General features: G+C 43.8%; 14 protein-coding genes. 9 read left to right on the forward strand and 5 right to left on the reverse strand.

The features are described 5' to 3' along the window. Positions 1-48: 48 nt before the first annotated feature. Both B0O44_RS10560 and B0O44_RS10565 read right to left on the reverse strand, forming a co-directional pair. A complete protein-coding gene (locus B0O44_RS10560) occupies positions 49-321 on the reverse strand; it encodes a UBP-type zinc finger domain-containing protein (protein ID WP_110830448.1) in 273 nt (90 codons plus the stop codon). 10 nt (positions 322-331) lie between these two features. Beyond that, on the reverse strand, positions 332-571 hold the full coding sequence (locus B0O44_RS10565; protein ID WP_110830031.1) for a hypothetical protein: 240 nt from the start codon (positions 569-571) through the stop codon (positions 332-334). A 127-nt stretch (positions 572-698) separates the two neighbouring features. On the opposite strand from B0O44_RS10565, the gene B0O44_RS10570 reads away from it, so the two are divergent. From B0O44_RS10570 to B0O44_RS10580, 3 genes are read left to right on the forward strand one after another with little or no spacing between them, the layout of a single operon-like run. Further along, the gene (locus B0O44_RS10570) at positions 699-1,340 is read left to right on the forward strand and encodes a PIG-L deacetylase family protein (RefSeq protein ID WP_110830033.1); all 642 of its coding nucleotides are present in this window, start codon (positions 699-701) and stop codon (positions 1,338-1,340) included. Next, positions 1,337-2,479, forward strand: a complete 1,143-nt coding sequence (locus B0O44_RS10575; protein WP_110830449.1) for a glycosyltransferase family 4 protein — start codon at positions 1,337-1,339, stop codon at positions 2,477-2,479. Before B0O44_RS10570 ends, B0O44_RS10575 begins: the two co-directional genes overlap by 4 nt. A 9-nt stretch (positions 2,480-2,488) precedes the next feature. Beyond that, positions 2,489-3,661: a glycoside hydrolase 100 family protein gene (locus B0O44_RS10580; RefSeq protein ID WP_110830035.1), complete on the forward strand. Its 1,173-nt coding sequence runs from the start codon at positions 2,489-2,491 to the stop codon at positions 3,659-3,661. Here B0O44_RS10580 and B0O44_RS10585 read toward each other — a convergent pair. The 3 genes from B0O44_RS10585 to B0O44_RS10595 form a co-directional block, all read right to left on the reverse strand. Further along, positions 3,658-6,186 (reverse strand): ATP-binding protein, encoded by a 2,529-nt coding sequence (locus B0O44_RS10585; RefSeq protein WP_110830036.1) that lies wholly within the window; start codon positions 6,184-6,186, stop codon positions 3,658-3,660. The two genes, B0O44_RS10580 and B0O44_RS10585, sit on opposite strands and share 4 nt — an antisense overlap. A 61-nt stretch (positions 6,187-6,247) precedes the next feature. Then, the gene (locus tag B0O44_RS10590; protein ID WP_170123307.1) at positions 6,248-8,731 is read right to left on the reverse strand and encodes a DUF5686 family protein; all 2,484 of its coding nucleotides are present in this window, start codon (positions 8,729-8,731) and stop codon (positions 6,248-6,250) included. Positions 8,732-8,890: 159 nt separating this feature from the next. Next, positions 8,891-9,769 carry a lysophospholipid acyltransferase family protein gene (locus B0O44_RS10595; protein WP_110830040.1) on the reverse strand — a complete coding sequence of 293 codons (879 nt, stop codon included), beginning with the start codon at positions 9,767-9,769 and terminating at the stop codon, positions 8,891-8,893. A 430-nt stretch (positions 9,770-10,199) separates the two neighbouring features. Here B0O44_RS10595 and B0O44_RS10600 point away from each other — a divergent pair, with 430 nt between their 5' ends. The 6 genes from B0O44_RS10600 to B0O44_RS10625 are packed head-to-tail and all read left to right on the forward strand — an operon-like array spanning position 10,200 to position 19,901. Further along, complete coding sequence (locus B0O44_RS10600) at positions 10,200-10,910, forward strand: MgtC/SapB family protein (RefSeq protein ID WP_110830042.1); 711 nt, start codon at positions 10,200-10,202, stop codon at positions 10,908-10,910. Positions 10,911-10,947: 37 nt separating this feature from the next. Next, a complete protein-coding gene (gene mgtA / locus B0O44_RS10605) occupies positions 10,948-13,629 on the forward strand; it encodes a magnesium-translocating P-type ATPase (protein ID WP_211321360.1) in 2,682 nt (893 codons plus the stop codon). Between the two features lie 28 nt (positions 13,630-13,657). Then, a complete protein-coding gene (locus tag B0O44_RS10610) occupies positions 13,658-14,764 on the forward strand; it encodes an efflux RND transporter periplasmic adaptor subunit (protein WP_110830044.1) in 1,107 nt (368 codons plus the stop codon). A gap of 41 nt (positions 14,765-14,805) precedes the next feature. Further along, positions 14,806-17,907, forward strand: a complete 3,102-nt coding sequence (locus B0O44_RS10615) for an efflux RND transporter permease subunit (protein WP_110830046.1) — start codon at positions 14,806-14,808, stop codon at positions 17,905-17,907. Positions 17,908-17,917: 10 nt separating this feature from the next. Continuing rightward, positions 17,918-19,216 (forward strand): TolC family protein, encoded by a 1,299-nt coding sequence (locus tag B0O44_RS10620; RefSeq protein WP_110830048.1) that lies wholly within the window; start codon positions 17,918-17,920, stop codon positions 19,214-19,216. 10 nt (positions 19,217-19,226) lie between these two features. Beyond that, the gene (locus B0O44_RS10625) at positions 19,227-19,901 is read left to right on the forward strand and encodes a porin family protein (RefSeq protein ID WP_110830050.1); all 675 of its coding nucleotides are present in this window, start codon (positions 19,227-19,229) and stop codon (positions 19,899-19,901) included. Positions 19,902-20,024: the final 123 nt, after the last annotated feature.

Here is a 20,024-nt window from a genome sequence, read left to right on the forward strand (position 1 = left end):
ACTAAAATGACTTAGCGCCCGGACATTTCAGTTATAGTGTCCGGGTTTTTAATATTCTACAAATTGCTCGTCGGGATAACACCAGAGCCAGCGTTCTGTGGGTTCCGCCGAGGCTACCACAGGGTGGTGACTTTGCTGATAATGCTGGGTCATGTGCTGCTTAGGGGAGTCGTCGCAGCATAAAGTGGCGCCACAGGTTTGACAGGTCCGCAGGTGTACCCAGCTGCCATGCTCCTTTACGCATTCTTCACAAACATATGCTTCGCTTACCTTTACTGAAGTGATACCGGCCAGGTGCCGGCAAATTTGCTCCGTTGCCATAAAGTTCAGATTAGTTTTTTTTATCATCCTTAGCTCCAGATGTCGGAGGAGGATTATCCAGTCCAAGAGTGAAGGAACTTTCTGAGGCCCTAAAGGCCTGATTCAGCAAATCTGTATCTGCTTCTTCATTTTCCGTTTCTTCAAATCGTTCGTCCAAACCAATGGAATGAATGTCTTTCTGACTTTGTTGATCATCGGCTTCTGCATTTGTCGAATCATCGGGGGCAAGGTTATCTTCTGGAGTTATCATCGTGTTTTTATTTAGCTTAACAATTCTGAGGGCCAGATGTTTGAGCTGATTTTTTTAAAAAGGATAGAAAACTTTTCCCCAGGGTTGCTGTTGTAAAACGGAGCCCATTTATGAAAATCAGGGTTTTATGGAAAACTTAAAATCAAAAAAGGTTGCCCTTGTTGTTGCCCATCCGGACGATGAAACCCTGTGGGCAGGAGGCACAATAATGGCACATACTGAATGGGATTGTTTTGTGGCTTGTCTTTGCCGTCAAAGTGATCCCGACCGGGCCCCGAAATTTTATAAGGTTTTGGAAAGCTTAGGGGCAACAGGTGCAATGGCCAATCTGGATGATGGACCTGAACAAAAACCACTAAATGAAAAAGAACTGGACGCGGCGATTTTGAAACTTTTGCCGGAGCATCAGGTTGACCTATTGCTCAGTCATGATCCGGGCGGAGAATATACAAGGCATCTGCGACATGAAGAAATTGGCGCTGCTGTGATCCGTTTGTGGGAGAAACAACTGCTTGTTGCATCAGAACTCTGGACTTTTGCCTATGAAGATGGAAAACGGTCCTATTTACCCAAAGCGGTACAAGGAGCTGATGTTTATTTTAAGTTGCCGGTGGTTCTATGGGAAAAAAAATACCATCTGATGAATGAGTTGTATGGTTTTCATGCAGATGGCTGGGAGGCACAGACGACGCCGGAAACCGAGGCTTTCAGAAGGTTTTTAAACCCACAGCAGGCAATGGAATGGCTTTACCAAAGAAAGGTATTATGAAAGTATTGCTGTTATATGATTACCCGCCCTCTCCAAGCGGACTGGCCACACAGGGAGATTTACTCTATAGGGGCCTGTTGGAATTAGGGGTAGAGGTACATGCGGTGCACCAAGAGTCGGAGCTGGAAAAAGAATGGTATTACAGGTGGTTTAAACCAGATGTAGTGGTCGGGGTAGGCTACTGGGGACATGTTCCTGAAATTGTCCTGCATCCCCAACGGAATGGTATGTTGGCCGTTCCCTGGTTGGTGGCAGATGGGTACATTGCCAATTACCAGGAAGTACTCAATGCGCTTCCCCTGATTCTGGTGACTTCCAATTGGGTAAAGGAAATGTATGTGAGGGATGGAATTGACGCTGCGAATATTGAGGTATTGCCAGTAGGCTGTGATACAGATGCATTTTTGCCATTATCAAAAGAACATCCAAAAGTACAGGCCGTAAGAAAAACCCTGGGTGTGGCCCCTGAAGAATTGCTGATCCTGACCATGGGCGGAGACGCAGCCTCCAAGGGTGGTAGAGAAGTGATGCAGGCACTTGCCGCCATACAGGAGCCTGTTCCAAAATGGAAATATGTTTGTAAGGTATGGCCTCAGCCCAGAACAGCTAAACAAAATCTTTCCGACCAGGAACTGGCACAATCACTTGGTATTGCTGATCGGGTACATTTTGCCACCAGCATCATTTCAAGAAATTTTGTACCCTACCTTTTAGCTGCATGTGATGTTTATGCCGCGCCTTCCCGTTTGGAGGGTTTTGGTATGCTCCAGGTAGAGGCAGGGGCTTGCGGGAAACCGGTAATCGGCATCCGTGCGATGGGGATGCTGGACACCATGCTGGAAGGAAAAACTGCTTTTCTGGCTGGTGTTGCCGAAAAAATTGTGGTTAATGAAGTTGTACTGGGCCCTGAAAGTGGTTATGAGGAAAACCGGAAGCTGATTTTTGATGTACCCAGAACCGTAGATTACCGGGCCGACTTTACCGATATTAAAACGGCAATGGTACAATTGCTTCAGCAAAAAATACTAAGGGAGGAAATGGGGGCAGCAGCCAGAGCGCATGTAAAGGCACATTTTGACTACAGGGTGGTTGCAGCCCGTTTTAAAGAGATCGTGCAAAGAAAACTAAACATTCAATAAATTCAGATCATGGAAGCAAGGGATTGGAAAGAAATAGAACAAGCAAGACAGGCGGCATTGGAGGTTTTAAGACATAATGCAAAGGGGCCTTTTCATGGCCTCCCCCGTACAGCCGGTTGGGGCTACCCTGAACCCTATACCCGAGATCTAATGCTGGCTCTTTTAGGAATTGGGGTTTCAGGGGATGAGGCATTGCTGGAAGTGATGCGCAAAACGCTAAACTGCCTGGCAGAGCACCAGTCACCAAGGGGACATATTCCCTCATTGGTGCATGATGCGGATGACCGCGGAGCAAGTGATACCACGCCGCTGTTTTTATTAGGCACCGGAATTTTTCGCAGAATTACCGGAGAGTGGGATTTTCTGGAGGCGGCTGTTGGTAAGGCCTTGCGTTGGATGGAATACCAGAGCCCCTCTGATCATTATCTGGTGGCCCAGCTGCCCACCAGTGATTGGAGAGATGAGCAATGGGTGTTGGGTTATGGTCTTTTTGTAAACACATTGGTTTACAGTTATCTGCGGATACTGGGGGATAATGAACGCGCGGCAAGGATGAAAGAAGACATGCATCATTTTACCATAACGGCTAAAGTGATCCATCACCATGTTCATGAAGGTCTGGTGGTAAAAAACAAACCTTACTATGCTTTATGGTCTTATAAAGTATATAGCAGCGAACGTTTTGACCTGCTGGGTAATAGTCTGGCCATTTTGTCGGGATTGGCTCCTTCGGGCCGCGCAGAAAAAATGGTGGCCTGGATAGAAGAAGAAACTGCCGGAATGAGAAATAGAGGGGAATTGGCCATTGACTTGTCTCCTAATTTTTTTCCTTTTATTCTTCCCGGACAACCGGACTGGATTGACCGGTACAAAGATTTTAACCTGCCAGGAGAATACCACAATGGTGGCATCTGGCCATTTATTTCTGGAATACATATAGCAGCATTGGTTGCAGCAGGAAAACAACAGCTGGCTTTGGAAAAATTGTTTATTCTGACGGACCTGATCAAAAAATCGGTAAATCCGGAACTTGAATACGGTTTCAATGAATGGTACAAGGCACAAGACGGAACACCCAGGGGCCAGGACTGGCAAACCTGGTCTGCAGCACTTTATATATATGCTGCAGACTGTGTAGAGAAAAAGCATACTGCTTTTTTTGAAAGGGCTACAGAAAATTAAGCCAGGGGTAAGGTAAAATAAAAAGTGGAACCTTGTCCTGCTTTACTTTCCACACCAATTTCTCCGTGGTGGCGGCGGATGATTTCTGCACAGAGGTATAAACCAATTCCAAACCCCGATATGGTTTTGGTTTCCAGGTTCTCGACCCTGTAAAAACGCTGAAAAAGTTTTTTACTGTCTTGTTCATCAATGCCAATGCCCTGGTCTTTGACGCAAACTTTTAAGGCCTGGCCTTCCTGTGTACAGCTCAGCTCTATGTCTTTGCCCTGAGGGGAGTATTTAATGGCATTGCTTAAAAAATTGTTAATCACCTGTCCGATTTTATCTCTATCGGCCTCAGGTCTGAAATGCGGAAAATCGAAGACTTTGATCTTATGGCTGGTGTGGGTCATGGCAATTTCATCTGCAATTTCATGGACCAATTCGGAAAAATCAAAGGCATGTTTGTTGAGTTGTATTTTTCCTGTATCCAGACGGCCTACATTTAAAAAGCCATTGATCATCGCTGTCATTCTTTTGACCTGCGTATTGGCCTTATCCAATGCCCCAGTGGCAAAAGTATCCTCATTTTTCTGTGACTTGGCCATTAGCAGTTGAATGTAACCTTTAAGAGAAGTCAGTGGCGTTTTGAGTTCATGGCTAACCATTGCAATAAAATCGTTTTTTCGGATTTCATCCAGTTTCTGTTCAGTTATGTCCACCAGGGTACCCATTACATAAGTCCGTTTGCTTTTATCCAGGTAGGCTTTTCCACTTGTCCGGAGCCATTTAGCCGGTGTTTCGTCCAGGGGATTGATCATATATTCCTCATTAAAGGAACCTTGCTGGGAATCAATGATTTCTCCTATAGCGCTTTCCATTTGTTCCCGGTATTCTGCTGCAATAAGGTCCATGGCCTGCGAAAAACTAAGCTGCCTCTCTTCAGGAATACCGTGGATCAGTTTCCCCCGGTCTGAGATCATGAGTTCATTGGAATGCGGATAAACACTCCAAATGGCAATACCCGCATCTTCTATCGCCATTCTGAGCGTATCTTTAGATTGTTCCAGCTCATGGAGGGTATTGCGAAGATCTTCATGGGTGGAAGCGAGCTCTTCATTAATGGTCATGAGTTCTTCATTGGCAGCAGCGAGTTCTTCTACTGTTGTGCTCAACTCTTCATTTAAGCTCTGTTGCTCTTCTTCGCTTTCTTCCAATGCTTTTCTGGAATGAACAATTTCGGTAATGTCATTAACCGTTGCCATTATGGCTTCGACCTCTCCATTAAGGTCAAACATTGGACTGTATTTAAAGTCTACATAATAATTTTTGAAACCTTCGGGAGTAGAAATTTCTACTTCAATTTCTGAAATGGATACCGTTTCGCCAGTATTAAATACACTTTCCAACATTTTGGGAAAAGGCTGATCCTCCAGTTCAGGAAATTCACTCATCAGCGATTTACCCAAAATTTGCGCAGCTGAACGGTTCCAAATGTCATACATAGGCTGATTGGCCATTTCCACGATCAAATCACGTCCACGGAGAATGGTCATCCCAACAGGAGCAGTCATAATCAGGTTCTGCAGTTTACGTTCGCTCTCCTGAATTTGTCTGCGGATTTGAATTTGTTCGGTAATTTCATTGGCCACAACCATAATGCTGTTGGTTGTACCCAATTCATCCTTTAATGGATGGTAAACAAAATTAAAATAGGCTTCCTCTGTACGGCTGTTTCTTTCCAGCATAACCTTTGCCTCACTTCCATAATAAGGATTGCCACTAACGCGCACTTGCTCCAGAAGCTGCAGATAGGGCTGGCCTTTGAGTTCCGGAAGGGCTTCATGTAAAGGAAGTCCGATAACTTTTTTGTCTTTTCCCCACACTTTCAATAGCTGATCATTGGCAGATTCTACAAACAAATCTTTGCCGGTCAGAATGCCAATGGCCACCGGAGCCTCAGAAATGAGGTGGCTGGTTTTATATTCGCTTTCGGCCAGTCTGGCCTTTGTGCGGTTTTGATTTTCTGCTTCTTCTATTGCCGAAAGACGCAGTTCAATTCCATCCATGACCACCCGGGCCAGACCCTTCAGAATTTCCTTGTTCTGATCTGAAAAGTCTCTTGTTTTTTTGTCGACAATACAAAGTGTGCCAATTAAAAAACCGTCGTGTGTAACCAAAGGGGCACCCGCGTAGAATTTTAAACCAAATTCTCCGGCAACCAGCGGATTGCTCAGTAAGCATGGCTCCTGGGGTGCATTTTCAAAAACAGTAAGCTCAGGTTGCAATATGGCAAGGGAACAAAGGCTGCGTCCCCTGGGGGTATGCCTCGCATCGCCCATGCCGACATTGGCCTTAAAAAAGACCCGGTCGGAGTCTACAAGGGAAATTAAGGCAATGGGGGTATTAAAAATCTGTGCCGCCAGTTTGGCTATATGGTTAAAAGTGTCTTCAGAAGGGGTGTCCAGTATCTTATACCTTTTAAGGACGGCTACGCGTTGCTGATCATTTTCTGGAATAATATTAATCCCAAAAGTATTCTCCATCAATTTAAATTTGATTTATAGCTTCATTGCAAATAACGCCTTAAATATATAGTAAAATCCCTTAAAAATCTACATGTATCCTTGCTCTTATTCCCCATTTAGCCACATGCGGATTGTCGAGGTAATTGAACCGTCTGACATAGTCCACCCTAAGGATTTTGAAAATGTTAGAAATCCCTATACTTCCTTCCATATAAGGTGTTTTTCCCAGGGGGAAGGAAGATTGAATACCCTGTTTATCTGTTGCAAAACGATAGGCATCCGGATTGTTTTCGGGCAGGTTTTTGGAAGAAATACCACCATAAAGTATTTTAAAAGAAGCGACCTCCCGGAGCTGCAATTTTTTCAACAAAGGGATTTTGTTTAAAAATATTCCGTTAAATGCATGATCGATGTTGGCACTTGCATATTTATCGCTCATAAATTCCATAAAATTCATCAGGTTATAGGCCTGAAGCTGATAGGCATAAGTTTGGTTGGCACGGTGTATATTCAACAAGGGGAAGGGCACCTTGCCCAGTACCATTCCACCTTCCAGGGTGATGTCCGAATAACCAAAAGGAGAGAGGTAAAGCCTTTTATATATGTTCATTGATATGTTCTGGTAATTGTAGTCTCCGCCAAGGAAATTTTTAAAACCGGCAGAAGCCCTTAAGGTAAAAATGGGATAAGGATTTTTAATTGGTCTGCGGAAGCGTTTTCCCTGGTAAAACTGTTCATGAGGGGCCCATCTGATTTCAGAAGTAAATTCCGATAGCTGTAAAGATTTAACCGGATCTCCACCCGCTGCAGGTTGAAAAACCAAGCCTCCAGTGGGATCAAGCTCCTGATTGCGGTAACCAATCCGGAAGGACAGGTGATCTTTTGTTTCCTGGAAATATTCTGCAGACCATTTCCTGTTGTACATCCACTTATCATTTATTCCTCTTTTAAAGGAAAGCAGGAAGTTGTCTTCTTCCAGAAAAGCCAGGTCCTGGCCCGGAATTTGGGTTTCGTAACTGTGGCGAAGGGTAAAAGTACTGACCGGAAACCGAAAAAGCCCGCTGGGTTTGAAAGAATAGGCAGCAGCCATGGCGTATTTCCAGGTTTTATCGCGCATCCCATAGGCAACATGTCCTTCCAATAAAACCTTATCGCTGAAATCTTCATTGGTCCTTCCGCCAATGCGGAACCTTTTACCTTCAATATGGTTGAAACTGTAAAAAGAAGTAACCGGACCTATATCTATGGGCCCTTCTTTGAGGTAGCCCGATATCACCAGGGCACCAAGCCCCATCATGCGTTTGAATTTTGGGGAATTTTTAAGGCTGTCAATATTGTTGTAGGCATTTTTTTCCATGGCCGACAGCTGCATCGGTCTTTTAAAAGTGTCGAGCGGGGATTTGGGCATCAGGCTGTGCAAGTCAGTTAAAATGAGCTCTTTTTTCCTCAGCTGGTAATCGGTTGTTAAAATGGTTTTTTCGCCGAATACACTGGCTTTTCCCTTAAAAAGACCAAGGTCCATGGCCATGACACTTTTGGCAATATAATACTGGCCTGCTGCATTTTGTTCATAACTGATCTCTGCCTGAAAATCGTTTACCCAGTTGAGGTTAATCTCTTTGTTAACCGAAAGGTTTACCCGCTGCACGGCATAATGCCCGTCCAGCGGTACAAAAAGTTCACCCATAAAAAGCATATCCTGCTTACTTCTGGGACTGAACATCAGGTGTACCACTTTTAAGCTGCCCTGGTTCAAGGTATCGATAATAAAATACTTATAGAATTCGGGTGCAATGGAGGATATCGGGCTCAAAAATTTCTGGCTCCCAAGACCAATATCATGGTCATAAACATCTACATGCTGGTAAATGCGTTTGAGGTATTCATTGATCCCGTCTTCATCCAGATACTGATCAATTCTGGATTGTTTTTCGTCCAGGATCTTTACGTTACGGTGCTCCATTGTTTGGCTAAACTGACTAAGTTTTTCCTGCATGAAAATGGGGATCAGCGACCTGCCACTTTTTTTTGTGGTATCGGCAGTTTTAAGTAAAAAAGAAAATTTTCTGAGTAAAGAGGATTTGTGCGCCTTATCGGTTGCCATGTTAAGCGCTAAATTTAATTTTTCATATTGTCTGAAGGAGATATTGGTATCTCTGCGTGCGGTGTTTTTATCCCGGTTATCGATGACCTTTCGGATCAGTTCTACAGCGGGATTGTTTTTGTTTCTATAAGGTGGCCTTTTAGGTGCCTGGATACTTACCCCCTCAAGCTGGTGGCTGTTTTCTTCCAGCTCTATAAAAAGTTGGTGGCCGGTATTTTCCGTAAAACGATAATGCAGGGGTTTATACCCTACAGCAGAAAAACGAAGGCCCCTGATTTCCTTATCGGTACTTATTTTGAATTGTCCTTCGCCATTTGATACCACGGCACCTTTCATTTCCATAAAAGAAACGGTAACTGAGGGTACAGGTTGTCTGCTTATTTTATCCCTGATAATGCCTGTAATCGTGGTTTGCGCAAATCCGGAAAAACTGGAAAACAAGATCAGCAGCAGGGTCATAAAACATCCTTTAAAAAAAATGATGTTGGCTTTGTGCTTTAAAGGTGAACAGAGAGATACAGCGTTAGAACATAATTTTACATAAACAGGCATAGATTTTAATTTATGGGCCCCATCAAATACAGGGGCCCTTTTTTGATCATAGGTAAATGGTACAACTTAATTTTCTTTCCACCTTTTATGTGACCATAACCAGTAAGCAGGGCTAATGGAAATGGTTTGCTGCAGTTTTTTGGAAAAAGCAGCAGTGATTTGGCCGCTACTGGTTTGGGGGGCAATTTCTGTAATTGGTGAAAAATTGACCCTCCAGCTGTTGTGGCCTAAAGGAAGAATATCGATGTAAATGACAACGGAATTGGTGGCAATGGCCAGTTTTTCAGCCCCGTTGAACATTAAGGTAGACTGGTTCATGAAATCGACCCTGCACTTGGCTTGCAGGCCCGGAAACTGATCGGCAATAAATAAAGACAATTGTGGTTGTTCATGTGTTTTTAGAAGCTGCCTGAGGGCCTGAGAGGCAGGAATCATACGCATGCCGAATCGGGTACGTATGCGGTGAACCAGTTTGCCCATGATTTTATTGGAAAGCGGCTTGTAGATTGCATTGACCTGAAATGGCAAAAGCATAGGTAAAATGTTCAGACATTCCCAATTGCCATAATGTCCCAATACGGCAATCACATTTCTGTTTTGCTGATAATAGGTGTCGAGTAATTCCGGATTGGAAATTCGCACCTGTTTGAGCTGTTCCCGGCTGCTGATGGAAAAGAAACGGGTAATTTCAACGGCCAGGCCGGCAAGGTGCAAATAAAACTCCCTGGCCAGCAGTTCGACCTCTTCGTAAGTTTTTAAAGGCAGGGCGCGGGAAAGATTTTGCAGGACCACATTATACCTGTACCTGAAAACCCTGTAAGAAAGAAAAAAGAGTAGCCTGCCAATTAAAATATTGGAAAGATAATAAGGGAGCATACTGAGCAGGTAGAGGGGAGGATAAACTAAAAAATAAAGCAGGTCGTATCTTGCTTTTCTTGTCATCATATCAATAATTGTTTTGGATTAGGACAACCTGAACGGTTTATACCCCTACCTCTCTAAAAAAAATAAAATCACTTCAGAATGACTGGTCTTTGCCTTAAATGACGGGGAAGGAAGTTTTTTTAAAGGCAAAGGATGGTTTTGAAAACACATTTTATCTGAAATATAATTTAGCTGCATATACATAAATACAACCGCCAGGGACCTAAGGACTAGTGGAACAGAAAATAATGGCATTTCTAATTGATTTCTAATAATATTCTAATTGATCTCTAACGATTTTTTTACAGGCCTGCCCTTACTTTTGTGGCACATTAAAAAAAAGAGAAATTATATGGATAAGCCTCCGTGTTATAGCCCATTATTTATTCACCTTCTCCTTTCAGTATAGCTTTTAAGCTGTCCCTGAAAGGGGAGCAGCAAGACAAAAGCTATGTTAACTACATTAGACTTTACAAGCCGCCTTTTACTGGCCCTGACTTTGGGTGCAGGTATAGGTATTGAACGCCAGTGGCGTCAAAGAATAGCCGGATTAAGAACCAATACCCTGGTTTCGCTCGGCGCAGCAATTTTTATTACGCTTTCTGTAAAAATCGGTGGCGATGCCAGCGGTAGGGTTGCCTCTTATGTGGTGAGCGGTATTGGTTTTCTGGGTGCAGGTGTCATTATGAAGGATGGCACAAATGTCCGGGGACTGAATACCGCAGCAACCCTCTGGTGTTCTGCGGCCATTGGTGCCCTGAGTGGAATGGGCTTCATGGCAGAAGCGGTAATTGGTGCTTTCTTTATTGTGTTTGCCCATTTGATGTTACGGCCTCTAGGTCTTAAACTGGGTAAAATTTCCATCTTTCAGAAAAGTGAATCGGAAGAAACAGAATACCTGATTTCCATTAAATGTAAAGAGACTGTCGAAAACCACATCCGTGTTTTATTACTGCAATACCTTGGAAATTACGATAAAGTCATGCTCCGGGCCCTGGCCAGTAGCGACAATGGCGATCCGGCCAATGCCATTATTACAGCAGAAATTATTGCCGCAGGAAATCAGGATGAACTGATGGAAAAAATAGTAAGCAGACTAACCATTGAAGCTGAGGTGATGAAGGTGAGCTGGGAACTAACAGGACAACAATCGGAGTTATAGCGCATAAAATAAAGAACAACAATAAATACATACTGGGATGAAAAGAATGAAGATCTATCAAAAAGCTGCTTCCAGCTTCGACGAGGCAGCAATGACCAAACTCAGGAATGCAGCAAGGCTGGAAAGCGACGCCTATTTTGCTATGCTGCACAGCGGTGAAGAAGGACTGGGCCCTTCTATGGTCCATAAAAAAAGAAAAAGCTTTGGACTGAATGAAATCCAGCACATTAAGGCGCCCGCCTGGTATGTACAGTTGTTGCAGGCTTTTGTGAATCCTTTTATTGCAGTACTGTTGGTACTGGCAATTATTTCGTCCATCACTGATGTATGGATGGCTGCACCCCAGGACAGGGATTACAAAACTGTGCTGGTGGTAGGAATTATGGTGCTGCTCAGCTCATTGTTGCGTTTCTGGCAGGAATACAGCAGTAACAGAGCAGCAGAACAACTCAAAAGCATGGTTAAAACCACTGCTACGGTATTGAGAAAAGTGGGGGGTAAAAAAGAAATTGACATCAAAGAACTTGTGCCTGGAGACCTGATTTTTTTAAGTGCCGGGGATATGATCCCGGCTGACATCCGGATTATGCATTCCAAAGATTTGTTTGTAAGCCAGGCCATGCTTACCGGTGAATCCCTTCCATTGGAAAAACGTGGAAATGCAATTGCAGATACGGATCATAAATCACCGCTGGACCTGGATAACATTTGTTTTATGGGAACCAATGTTGTGAGCGGAACAGCTACAGCGATTGTGGTCACTACAGGTAACATGACCTATTTTGGTTCCATTGGAAAACTGATTACCGGAAAACGTGCAGAGACCAGTTTTGATAAAGGTGTAAATAAGGTCAGCTGGCTGCTGATCCGTTTTATGCTGGTTATGGTCCCATTGATTTTTCTGGTGAATGGCTTTACTAAAGGAGACTGGTTTGAAGCCCTGCTTTTTGGTATTGCTGTTGCAGTAGGGCTAACCCCTGAAATGCTACCTATGATCGTTACGGCAAATTTGGCGAAAGGGGCCCGGAACATGAGTAAACGGAAGGTCATCGTTAAACGCCTGAATGCCATTCAGAACATTGGTGCCATGAACGTACTTTGTACCGATAAAACAGGAACACTGACTATTGACAAGATCATTCTGGAAAGGCATCTGAATGTTTTTGGAGAAGATGATGATGAAGTTTTGAAATGGGCATATTTTAACAGTTATCATCAGACTGGTCTGAAAAATCTTTTGGACGTAGCAGTACTGGAGCATATTGAACTGCATGATTACCTGAAAGTTGAAGAAGATTACAAAAAAGTAGATGAAATTCCTTTTGATTTTCAGCGCCGCCGTATGAGTGTGATTCTGGAACAAAAAAATGGAAAACACCTGCTGATTTGTAAAGGAGCTGTAGAGGAGATGCTGGATTTATGTTCCCATGCCTTTGAACCGGGTGAAGACCATAAAATGCATAAAGAAAAAGACCTGGTTGTACCTATGGATGAACGCATGCGCAACACTGTACTTGAAACTTCCAGAAGGATGAATGCCGATGGCCTGAGGGTTTTACTGGTAGCCATTAAAGAATATGACCAGCGCCCGGCAAATTACAGTATTGCAGATGAAAAGGATATGGTACTCACTGGTTTTATGGGTTTTCTGGATCCGGCCAAACCTTCTGCAAAACCTGCTATTGAAGAATTGCAGCAATTGGGGGTGGAAGTGAAAGTCCTGACCGGGGACAATGAAATTGTCACCAGAAAAATTTGTAAAGATGTAGGTATTCCCTTTGAGCAGGTATTACTGGGTAATGAAGTGGAAAATATGGTGGATGAGGAGCTTTCTGTGAAGCTGGACCAGGTGAGTATTTTCGCGAAATTAAGCCCTGTACAGAAATCCAGGATTGTGAAGTTGCTGCAGTCCAAAGGTCATACCGTTGGATTTATGGGAGATGGCATTAACGATGCAGCCGCATTAAGGGATGCAGATGTGGGGATCTCTGTAGATACTGCGGTGGATATTGCCAAAGAAAGTGCCGATATCATTTTACTGGAAAAAGACCTGATGGTGCTTCGCAAAGGGGTCATTTATGGCCGCAGGACTTTTGGAAACATTATGAAATACATCAAAATGACTGCGAGCAGTAATTTTGGAAATATGTTCAGTATGCTTGGGGCAAGTGCTTTTTTACCTTTTCTGCCTATGCTACCCATTCATTTACTGATCCAGAACCTGTTGTACGACATTTCGCAGATATCAATTCCCTGGGACCGTATGGATGCAGAATTTTTGGAAAAACCACAAAAATGGGATGCAGGGAGCATCAGCCGCTTTATGCTTTTTATCGGGCCAATCAGTTCTATTTTTGATTATGCCACTTTTGCGGTGATGTTTTTTGTCTTCAAGGCCAATTTACCTGAACATCAGTCCTTGTTCCAGACCGGTTGGTTTGTGGAAGGCCTGTTGTCCCAGACTTTGATTGTACATATGATCCGCACCCGGAAAATTCCATTTATTCAAAGTTGGGCCACTGCACCGGTGATTGCCCTGACCACAGCGGTAATGCTGGTCGGAATAGCCATCCCTTTTACACCTTTTGCACACCTGATTAAACTGCAGGCCTTACCCTTGAGTTATTTTCCATGGTTGGCCGCGATCCTTACGGGATACTGCCTGCTTACTCAATTGGTTAAAAACTGGTTCATTAAACGCTTCCAGCAATGGTTATAAAATAAAAACGATAAACAAGTAAACATCCATGAGACATTTAATTTTAACAGGCGGTTTTATACTGCTTATGGCTTCTTGTGCCCAAAAAAAAGAAAAAGAACAGGCTGCCGGCCATCAGATTATGGGCGATACCCTGATCATTGCAGAACATTCGCCCCTTGGCAAAAAATTAAAAACAGATACGGTGCATATTGCGCCTTACCGGATGAAATTATCCAGTGCAGCAACGGTAAAAGCCATTCCAAATTTTTTCGCTGATATTGCACCGCCTTTTTCAGGAAGGGTGACCAAAGTGTATATGAAGCTGGGGATGAACGTAAACCCAGGCAGTCCTTTGTTTGAAATGGTTTCCTCGGACTTTATGGAAAGCCAGAAAAACTATTTCTCCTCTAAATCTGAACTCAAAAAGGCCGAACTGGATTTAAAGCGCCAAAAAGACCTGAAGAAAAATGGGGTGGCTTCATCCAAAGACCTCGAAGAAGCCGAAAGTACTTTTGAAGTGGCACAAAAGGAATATCAGAACAACCGGGCTGCGCTGAAAATTTTTAATGTAGATCCTGACCACATGAGCCTGGGCCAGCCCCTGATTATCCGCTCTCCAATAAAGGGACAGGTGATTACCAATGAGCTGGTTACAGGTCATTACATTAAAGATGACGATGCCCCTCATGCCAGGGTGGCCGAGCTGAATAAAGTATGGGTTGTGGGCCAGGTAAAGGAGAAAGACATTCGTTTTATACACCCTGGCGATGAAGTGGATATAGATGTTGCAGCTTATCCGGACAGCAGGATCAGTGGTAAAGTATATCACGTTGACCAGCTGGTGGATGAAGAAACCAGGAGTGTTCAGGTACTTATTGTCTGTGAAAACCCGGGTTATAAACTCAAACCAGGCATGTATGCAACCGTTAATTTTACCGATAATCCTCTTCAGGCTGCTTTTGTACCTGTTAAAGCGGTACTTCAGATGAATGACAACAGTTTTGTGTTTGTGGAAATTGCCCCTGGCCGTTATCTGCGCAGAAAAGTGGTAACCGGGCCGGTTGAAAATGATCAGATTCTGATCCGCTCGGGCCTTCAGGCGGGAGAACGCATTGTTGCCCAGGGTGGTTTTTATCTGCTGCAGGCAAAATAATCCCCTAATCAAAAGAATATTAAAAACTTAAATAGAGCGCAATGAGAACAATTGTACTTACTGCAATACAAAAACGCTGGCTGATGCTGGCCCTGTTTATACTTCTGGGCGTATTTGGCTATTATTCCTGGACAAAACTTTCGGTTGAAGCTTATCCGGATATTGCCGATGTCACCTCGCAAGTGGTCACGCAAGTACCGGGACTGGCCGCAGAGGAAGTAGAGCAGCAGATTACCATTCCCGTTGAAAGAACACTTAATGGTATGCCGGGTATGCATGTCATGCGGAGCAAAAGCACATTTGGCCTTTCTGTTATTACCATCGTATTTAAAGATGGAATAGATGACTATTTTGCCCGGACCCGTATCCAGGAAAGGCTGAATGAAGTGGTGCTTCCTTATGGCGCCGCTCCTGGCCTGGACCCTTTGACCTCACCAACCGGGGAAATATACCGTTATGTAATTGAAAGCAAAGGACACGACCTGCGGGAACTGACTGATTTGCAGAACTGGGTGATTATTCCCAAAATCAAACAGGTAGCGGGTGTTGCCGATGTAACCAATTTTGGAGGGATTACAACCCAGTATCAGATAGAGCTGGATCCTGCAAAGCTGGAGCAATATCAGTTGAGCATTGCCGATGTGGAGGAAAGCATTGGTAAGAACAATGCAAATGCCGGAGGCAGTATCCTTAACCGGGGGGAACAGGGCTATGTGGTCAGGGGAATTGGCCTGGTTAAAAACCTTAGTGACATTGGCAGAATCGTTGTTAAATCTGAAAAAGGCGTACCGGTTTTGCTGAGGGACCTGGGGACCCTTAAATATGGAAACCTGGAAAGAAAGGGTGTTTTAGGTTATACAGACCGAAAAAGGGAATATAGTGAAAGCATAGAAGGGATTGTATTGCTTTTAAAAGGAGAGAATCCATCTGTAGTGTTAAACGGGATCAATAAAACCGTAGAAGAGCTGAACAATGGACTGCTTCCTGAAGGGGTTAAAATACATACCTTTCTGGACCGGACAGACCTGGTGAATACCACTTTAAATACCGTTTCACATACCCTGATAGAGGGCATGGCGCTAGTTATTGTGGTACTGATTATTTTTCTGGGAAATTACCGGGGCGCTTTGCTAGTGGCCATTACCATTCCAATTTCACTACTCATTGCCTTTATTTTGATGAAACTGACCAATATTCCGGCCAATCTGCTGTCTCTTGGCGCAATAGATTTTGGAATTATAGTCGATGGTGCCATTGTAATGATGGAAACCATTTTAAAGAAAAGGGAAGATCACCCAGAGCAAAGCCTGGAAGAAGTTTCGATTGCAGAACGTGCCGCGGCAGTTGCCAAGCCCATATTTTTTGCGACCCTGATTATCATTACCGCTTACCTGCCTTTGTTTGCCTTTGAAAGGGTCGAGAAAAAACTGTTTACACCAATGGCTTTTACAGTAGGTTATGCCTTACTTGGGGCCCTGGCGGTCGCTTTGCTGCTGATTCCGGGGCTGGCTTATCTGACCTATAGAAAACCTAAAAAACTATACCACAACAAATGGCTGGAGAAACTGACACAGGCCTATGACCGCAGGACTGCTAAAATTATGGAGCGGCCAAAACAGGTGTATCTGCCACTGGCTTTATTGCTGGCTGCTTCAATTGGTCTGAGCATTCTGGTTGGAAAAGATTTTTTACCGCCTTTGGATGAAGGCTCTATATGGCTGCAGGTTCAGCTGCCTCCGGGAATCACTGTAGAAAAATCAAAAGAAATGAGTGACGCTTTAAGGGAAAGAACCATGAAGCATAAAGAAGTCACTTACATGATGGTACAGGCAGGAAGAAATGACGATGGTACAGATCCCTTTACGCCATCTCACTTTGAATGTTCCATTGGTATTTTACCTTACAGCGAGTGGCCTGCCGGAAAAACCAAAGCAGACCTGATTGAAGAGTTGTCTAAAGAATATGAGCAGATGCCGGGCTATACCGTGGGTTTTGCTCAGCCCATGATTGATGGGGTAATGGATAAAATTTCGGGAGCACATAGTGAACTGGTGGTTAAAATATATGGAGATGATTTTAAAGAAACCAGGAGGATTGCCGAAGATGTAGAAAAAACGTTAAAAACAGTAAAGGGGGCAGTGGATATAGCCATTGACCAGGAACCTCCTTTACCCCAACTGCAGATTCATGCAGACCGGGAGAAAATAGCCCGATATGGTTTAAACGTAGCTGATGTCGGGAACCTGATTGAGATCGCTATTGGAGGAAAAGCAATTTCACAAGTGTTTATGGGCAATAAAGTGTATGATGTCATTTGCCGTTATACCGAAGACAGCCGCAATACACCTGAAAAAATCGGGAACCTGATGCTGAGTAATGCAGAAGGGGTTAAAATTCCATTATCCCAGGTGGCAGAAATTAAACTCAGTACCGGAGAAAGTACCATTACAAGAGAAACCAACAGAAGACACTTGACCGTAAAACTCAACATAAGGGGTACGGATCTTTCGGCCTTGCTGAAAACGGCGCAGGACAAGATAGAAAAGGATGTAAAATACGACCATAGCAAATATTCTATACAGTGGGGCGGTCAGTTTGAAAACCAAAACCGTGCCTATGCGCGCCTAATGGTTATTGTGCCGCTTGCCCTGGCCATTATGTTCTTATTGCTTTATGCTGCCTTTGGTAAATTCAGTCAGGCTGGTCTGATCCTGACCATTGTCCCTCTTGCTTTATTTGGTGGCATGCTGGCCCTCAATGTCAGGGGAATGACCCTTAATGTTTCTTCTGCTGTAGGTTTTATTGCCTTATTCGGGGTGGCCATACAAAATGGTGTGATCATGATCTCTTACATTAACGGCTTGCGGAAAAAAGGAACCGCCTTGAAAAAAGCGGTGATCACCGGAGCAAAACACCGTTTCCGTCCGGTTCTGATGACCGCAACGGTGGCTGTGCTGGGCTTGCTACCCGCATCTCTTGCTACAGGGATCGGCTCAGATGTACAGCGTCCGCTGGCAACTGTAATTGTTTACGGACTATTGTTTTCGACCATTATCACCCTTTTCGCATTACCTGCATTGTATTATCTCCTGGAAAAAAAGGAAGAAACAAAGACAGGTTCTGAAAACATTATTAATCCTTAAAAGAATAAAGATGAAATTATTTAATCCTTATAAAATTTCCTTTGCCCTGCTGGGGCTGCTATTTGTTCTGGCTCAGCAGGGTAAGGCACAGACGGATACGACCATGAACAAATTGAAAATCACTTTTCCGGCTTACATTCAGCTGGCGGTAAAAAACAATCTGGGTTATGCAGCAGAGCAATTTAAAGTGAGTATTGCCCAGGCCGATGCGATGAGCGCAAAGGTATTCCGTGACCCCGATTTTTCTATCGGGGCTGTAAATCATGGTCAAAGAAGAATGAAAATGGGCTATGAACTGAGCACAGAGCTGGGTTATACCTTTGAACTGGGAGGAAAAAGAAAGGCCAGGATCAGCCTGGCCAACCGCCAGGCAGAGCAGGCACAATTGCTGCTGAATGATTATTTCAGAAATTTAAGGGCAGATGCAACCATTGCTTTTTTAACTGCAATGAAAGAGAAAAGCCTGCTGGAGGTAAAGCAGGATTCTTATGAACGCATGAAGCAACTGAGCATTTCGGATAGCATCCGTTTAAAGCATGGTGCGATTACTGAGATTGATGCCAGGCAGTCCAGGTTGGAATCTGTTTCCCTGTTGAATGAAGTGTATCAGCAGGAAGCGGTATGGAAAGCCGCTTTGGTGAATATGAATATGCTAAGTGGTTCAAAGCTGGAGGACATTTTATACAATCCCAGTGGGGATGTGATGAAATTTAGCCGGGAGTTTAATTTGGCAGAGCTCATTAGGAATGCACAACACAGCAGGCCCGATTTGCTTGCAGCGGTTAAAAACAAAGAAATTTCTAAAGACATGCTTCGCCTGGCCAAGGCCAACCGGGTCATCGATTTGGGGGTAACCTTTGGTTTAACCGCAAATTCTGTCGTTGCCAATGCGGTAGCACCTACGCCTTCCTCCGGAAATGTTTCTGTAGGACTTTCTATTCCCCTTAAATTTTCAAACAACAACATGGGGGCTTTAAAGTCAGCTAATTACACTTTGCAGCAATCCGAAGTGTTGTATCAGCAGGCCCTGCTTCAAATACAGGTAGAAGTGACCCAGGCTTATTACAATTATCAGGCAAGCCAAAAACAGCTCAAGGAATTTGCATCGGGTATGTTAACAGACGCGAATAAAGTACTGGAGGGGAAAATATACAGCTATAAAAGAGGAGAAACCTCTTTACTGGAGGTATTGGTTGCCCAACGCAGTTTTAATGAAGTAAGGCAAAGTTACCTGGAAACATTGAACGCCAATGCAGTTGCCCTGATGGAATTGGAACGAACTGCAGGCATCTGGGACATTAATTTCTAAGCAAAAAATCATGAAGAAAGTTATAATTACACTAATTTGTCTGGTCCTGGCAAAAGCAGGTCAGGCTCAGTATACCGAAAACACCAACGATCAGGTGAGTTTTGGATTTAGGGCAGGCTACACCAATTTTAACATCGCAGGGAAAGATGTGGCTAACCTGTCCGATGGAGGATCCCACAGATCTATTGCCAGCTTTTTTGCCGGAATAGAGGCCAATACGAAAATAAAACCCTACTTCTGGTTGAAGCATGATGTTTCTGTGGTCGGAAAAGGCAGCGTACTTCAACGTTTGGACGATAAGGACGAGGTGTTTGAAAGTAAACTGCGCAGTCTGTATGTGGAAATTGCCCCGGTTAGCCCAACACTTCATTTTAAAGGTATTGAGCTCTTTGCCGGCCCTTATGTGGCCGTATTGCTACAGGCTTCAGTTCAGGAGCGTGCAGAAGATGGACGTTTGTATAAAAGCAGGCTTATTTACGGAGATGCCAAACAGGATGGGGGATATATGCAAAAACTTGATGCAGGACTGCTTGGCGGGCTGTCGTATAGATTCTGGAAAGGCTTTAGTATAGAAGCCAGATATATGTACGGGCTTACCCCCATTATTGAACATTCGGATCGTCCCGATGGCCAATTGAAAATATTTAACAGAGGTTTTTCGGCAGGAATAGGTTATCGCTGGTAGGTAGTATATGGCTTTTCTTTTACAAAAAGAAAGGGTGTTTTTTTTGGTAAAAAATGATCTGATTGAAAAAATTAATTTTTTTTACATTTCCAACATCCAAGGTTTTTTATAAATCGTATGTAT

This window comes from Pedobacter nutrimenti (assembly GCF_003208655.1).
Taxonomy (GTDB): Bacteria; Bacteroidota; Bacteroidia; order Sphingobacteriales; family Sphingobacteriaceae; genus Pedobacter; species Pedobacter nutrimenti.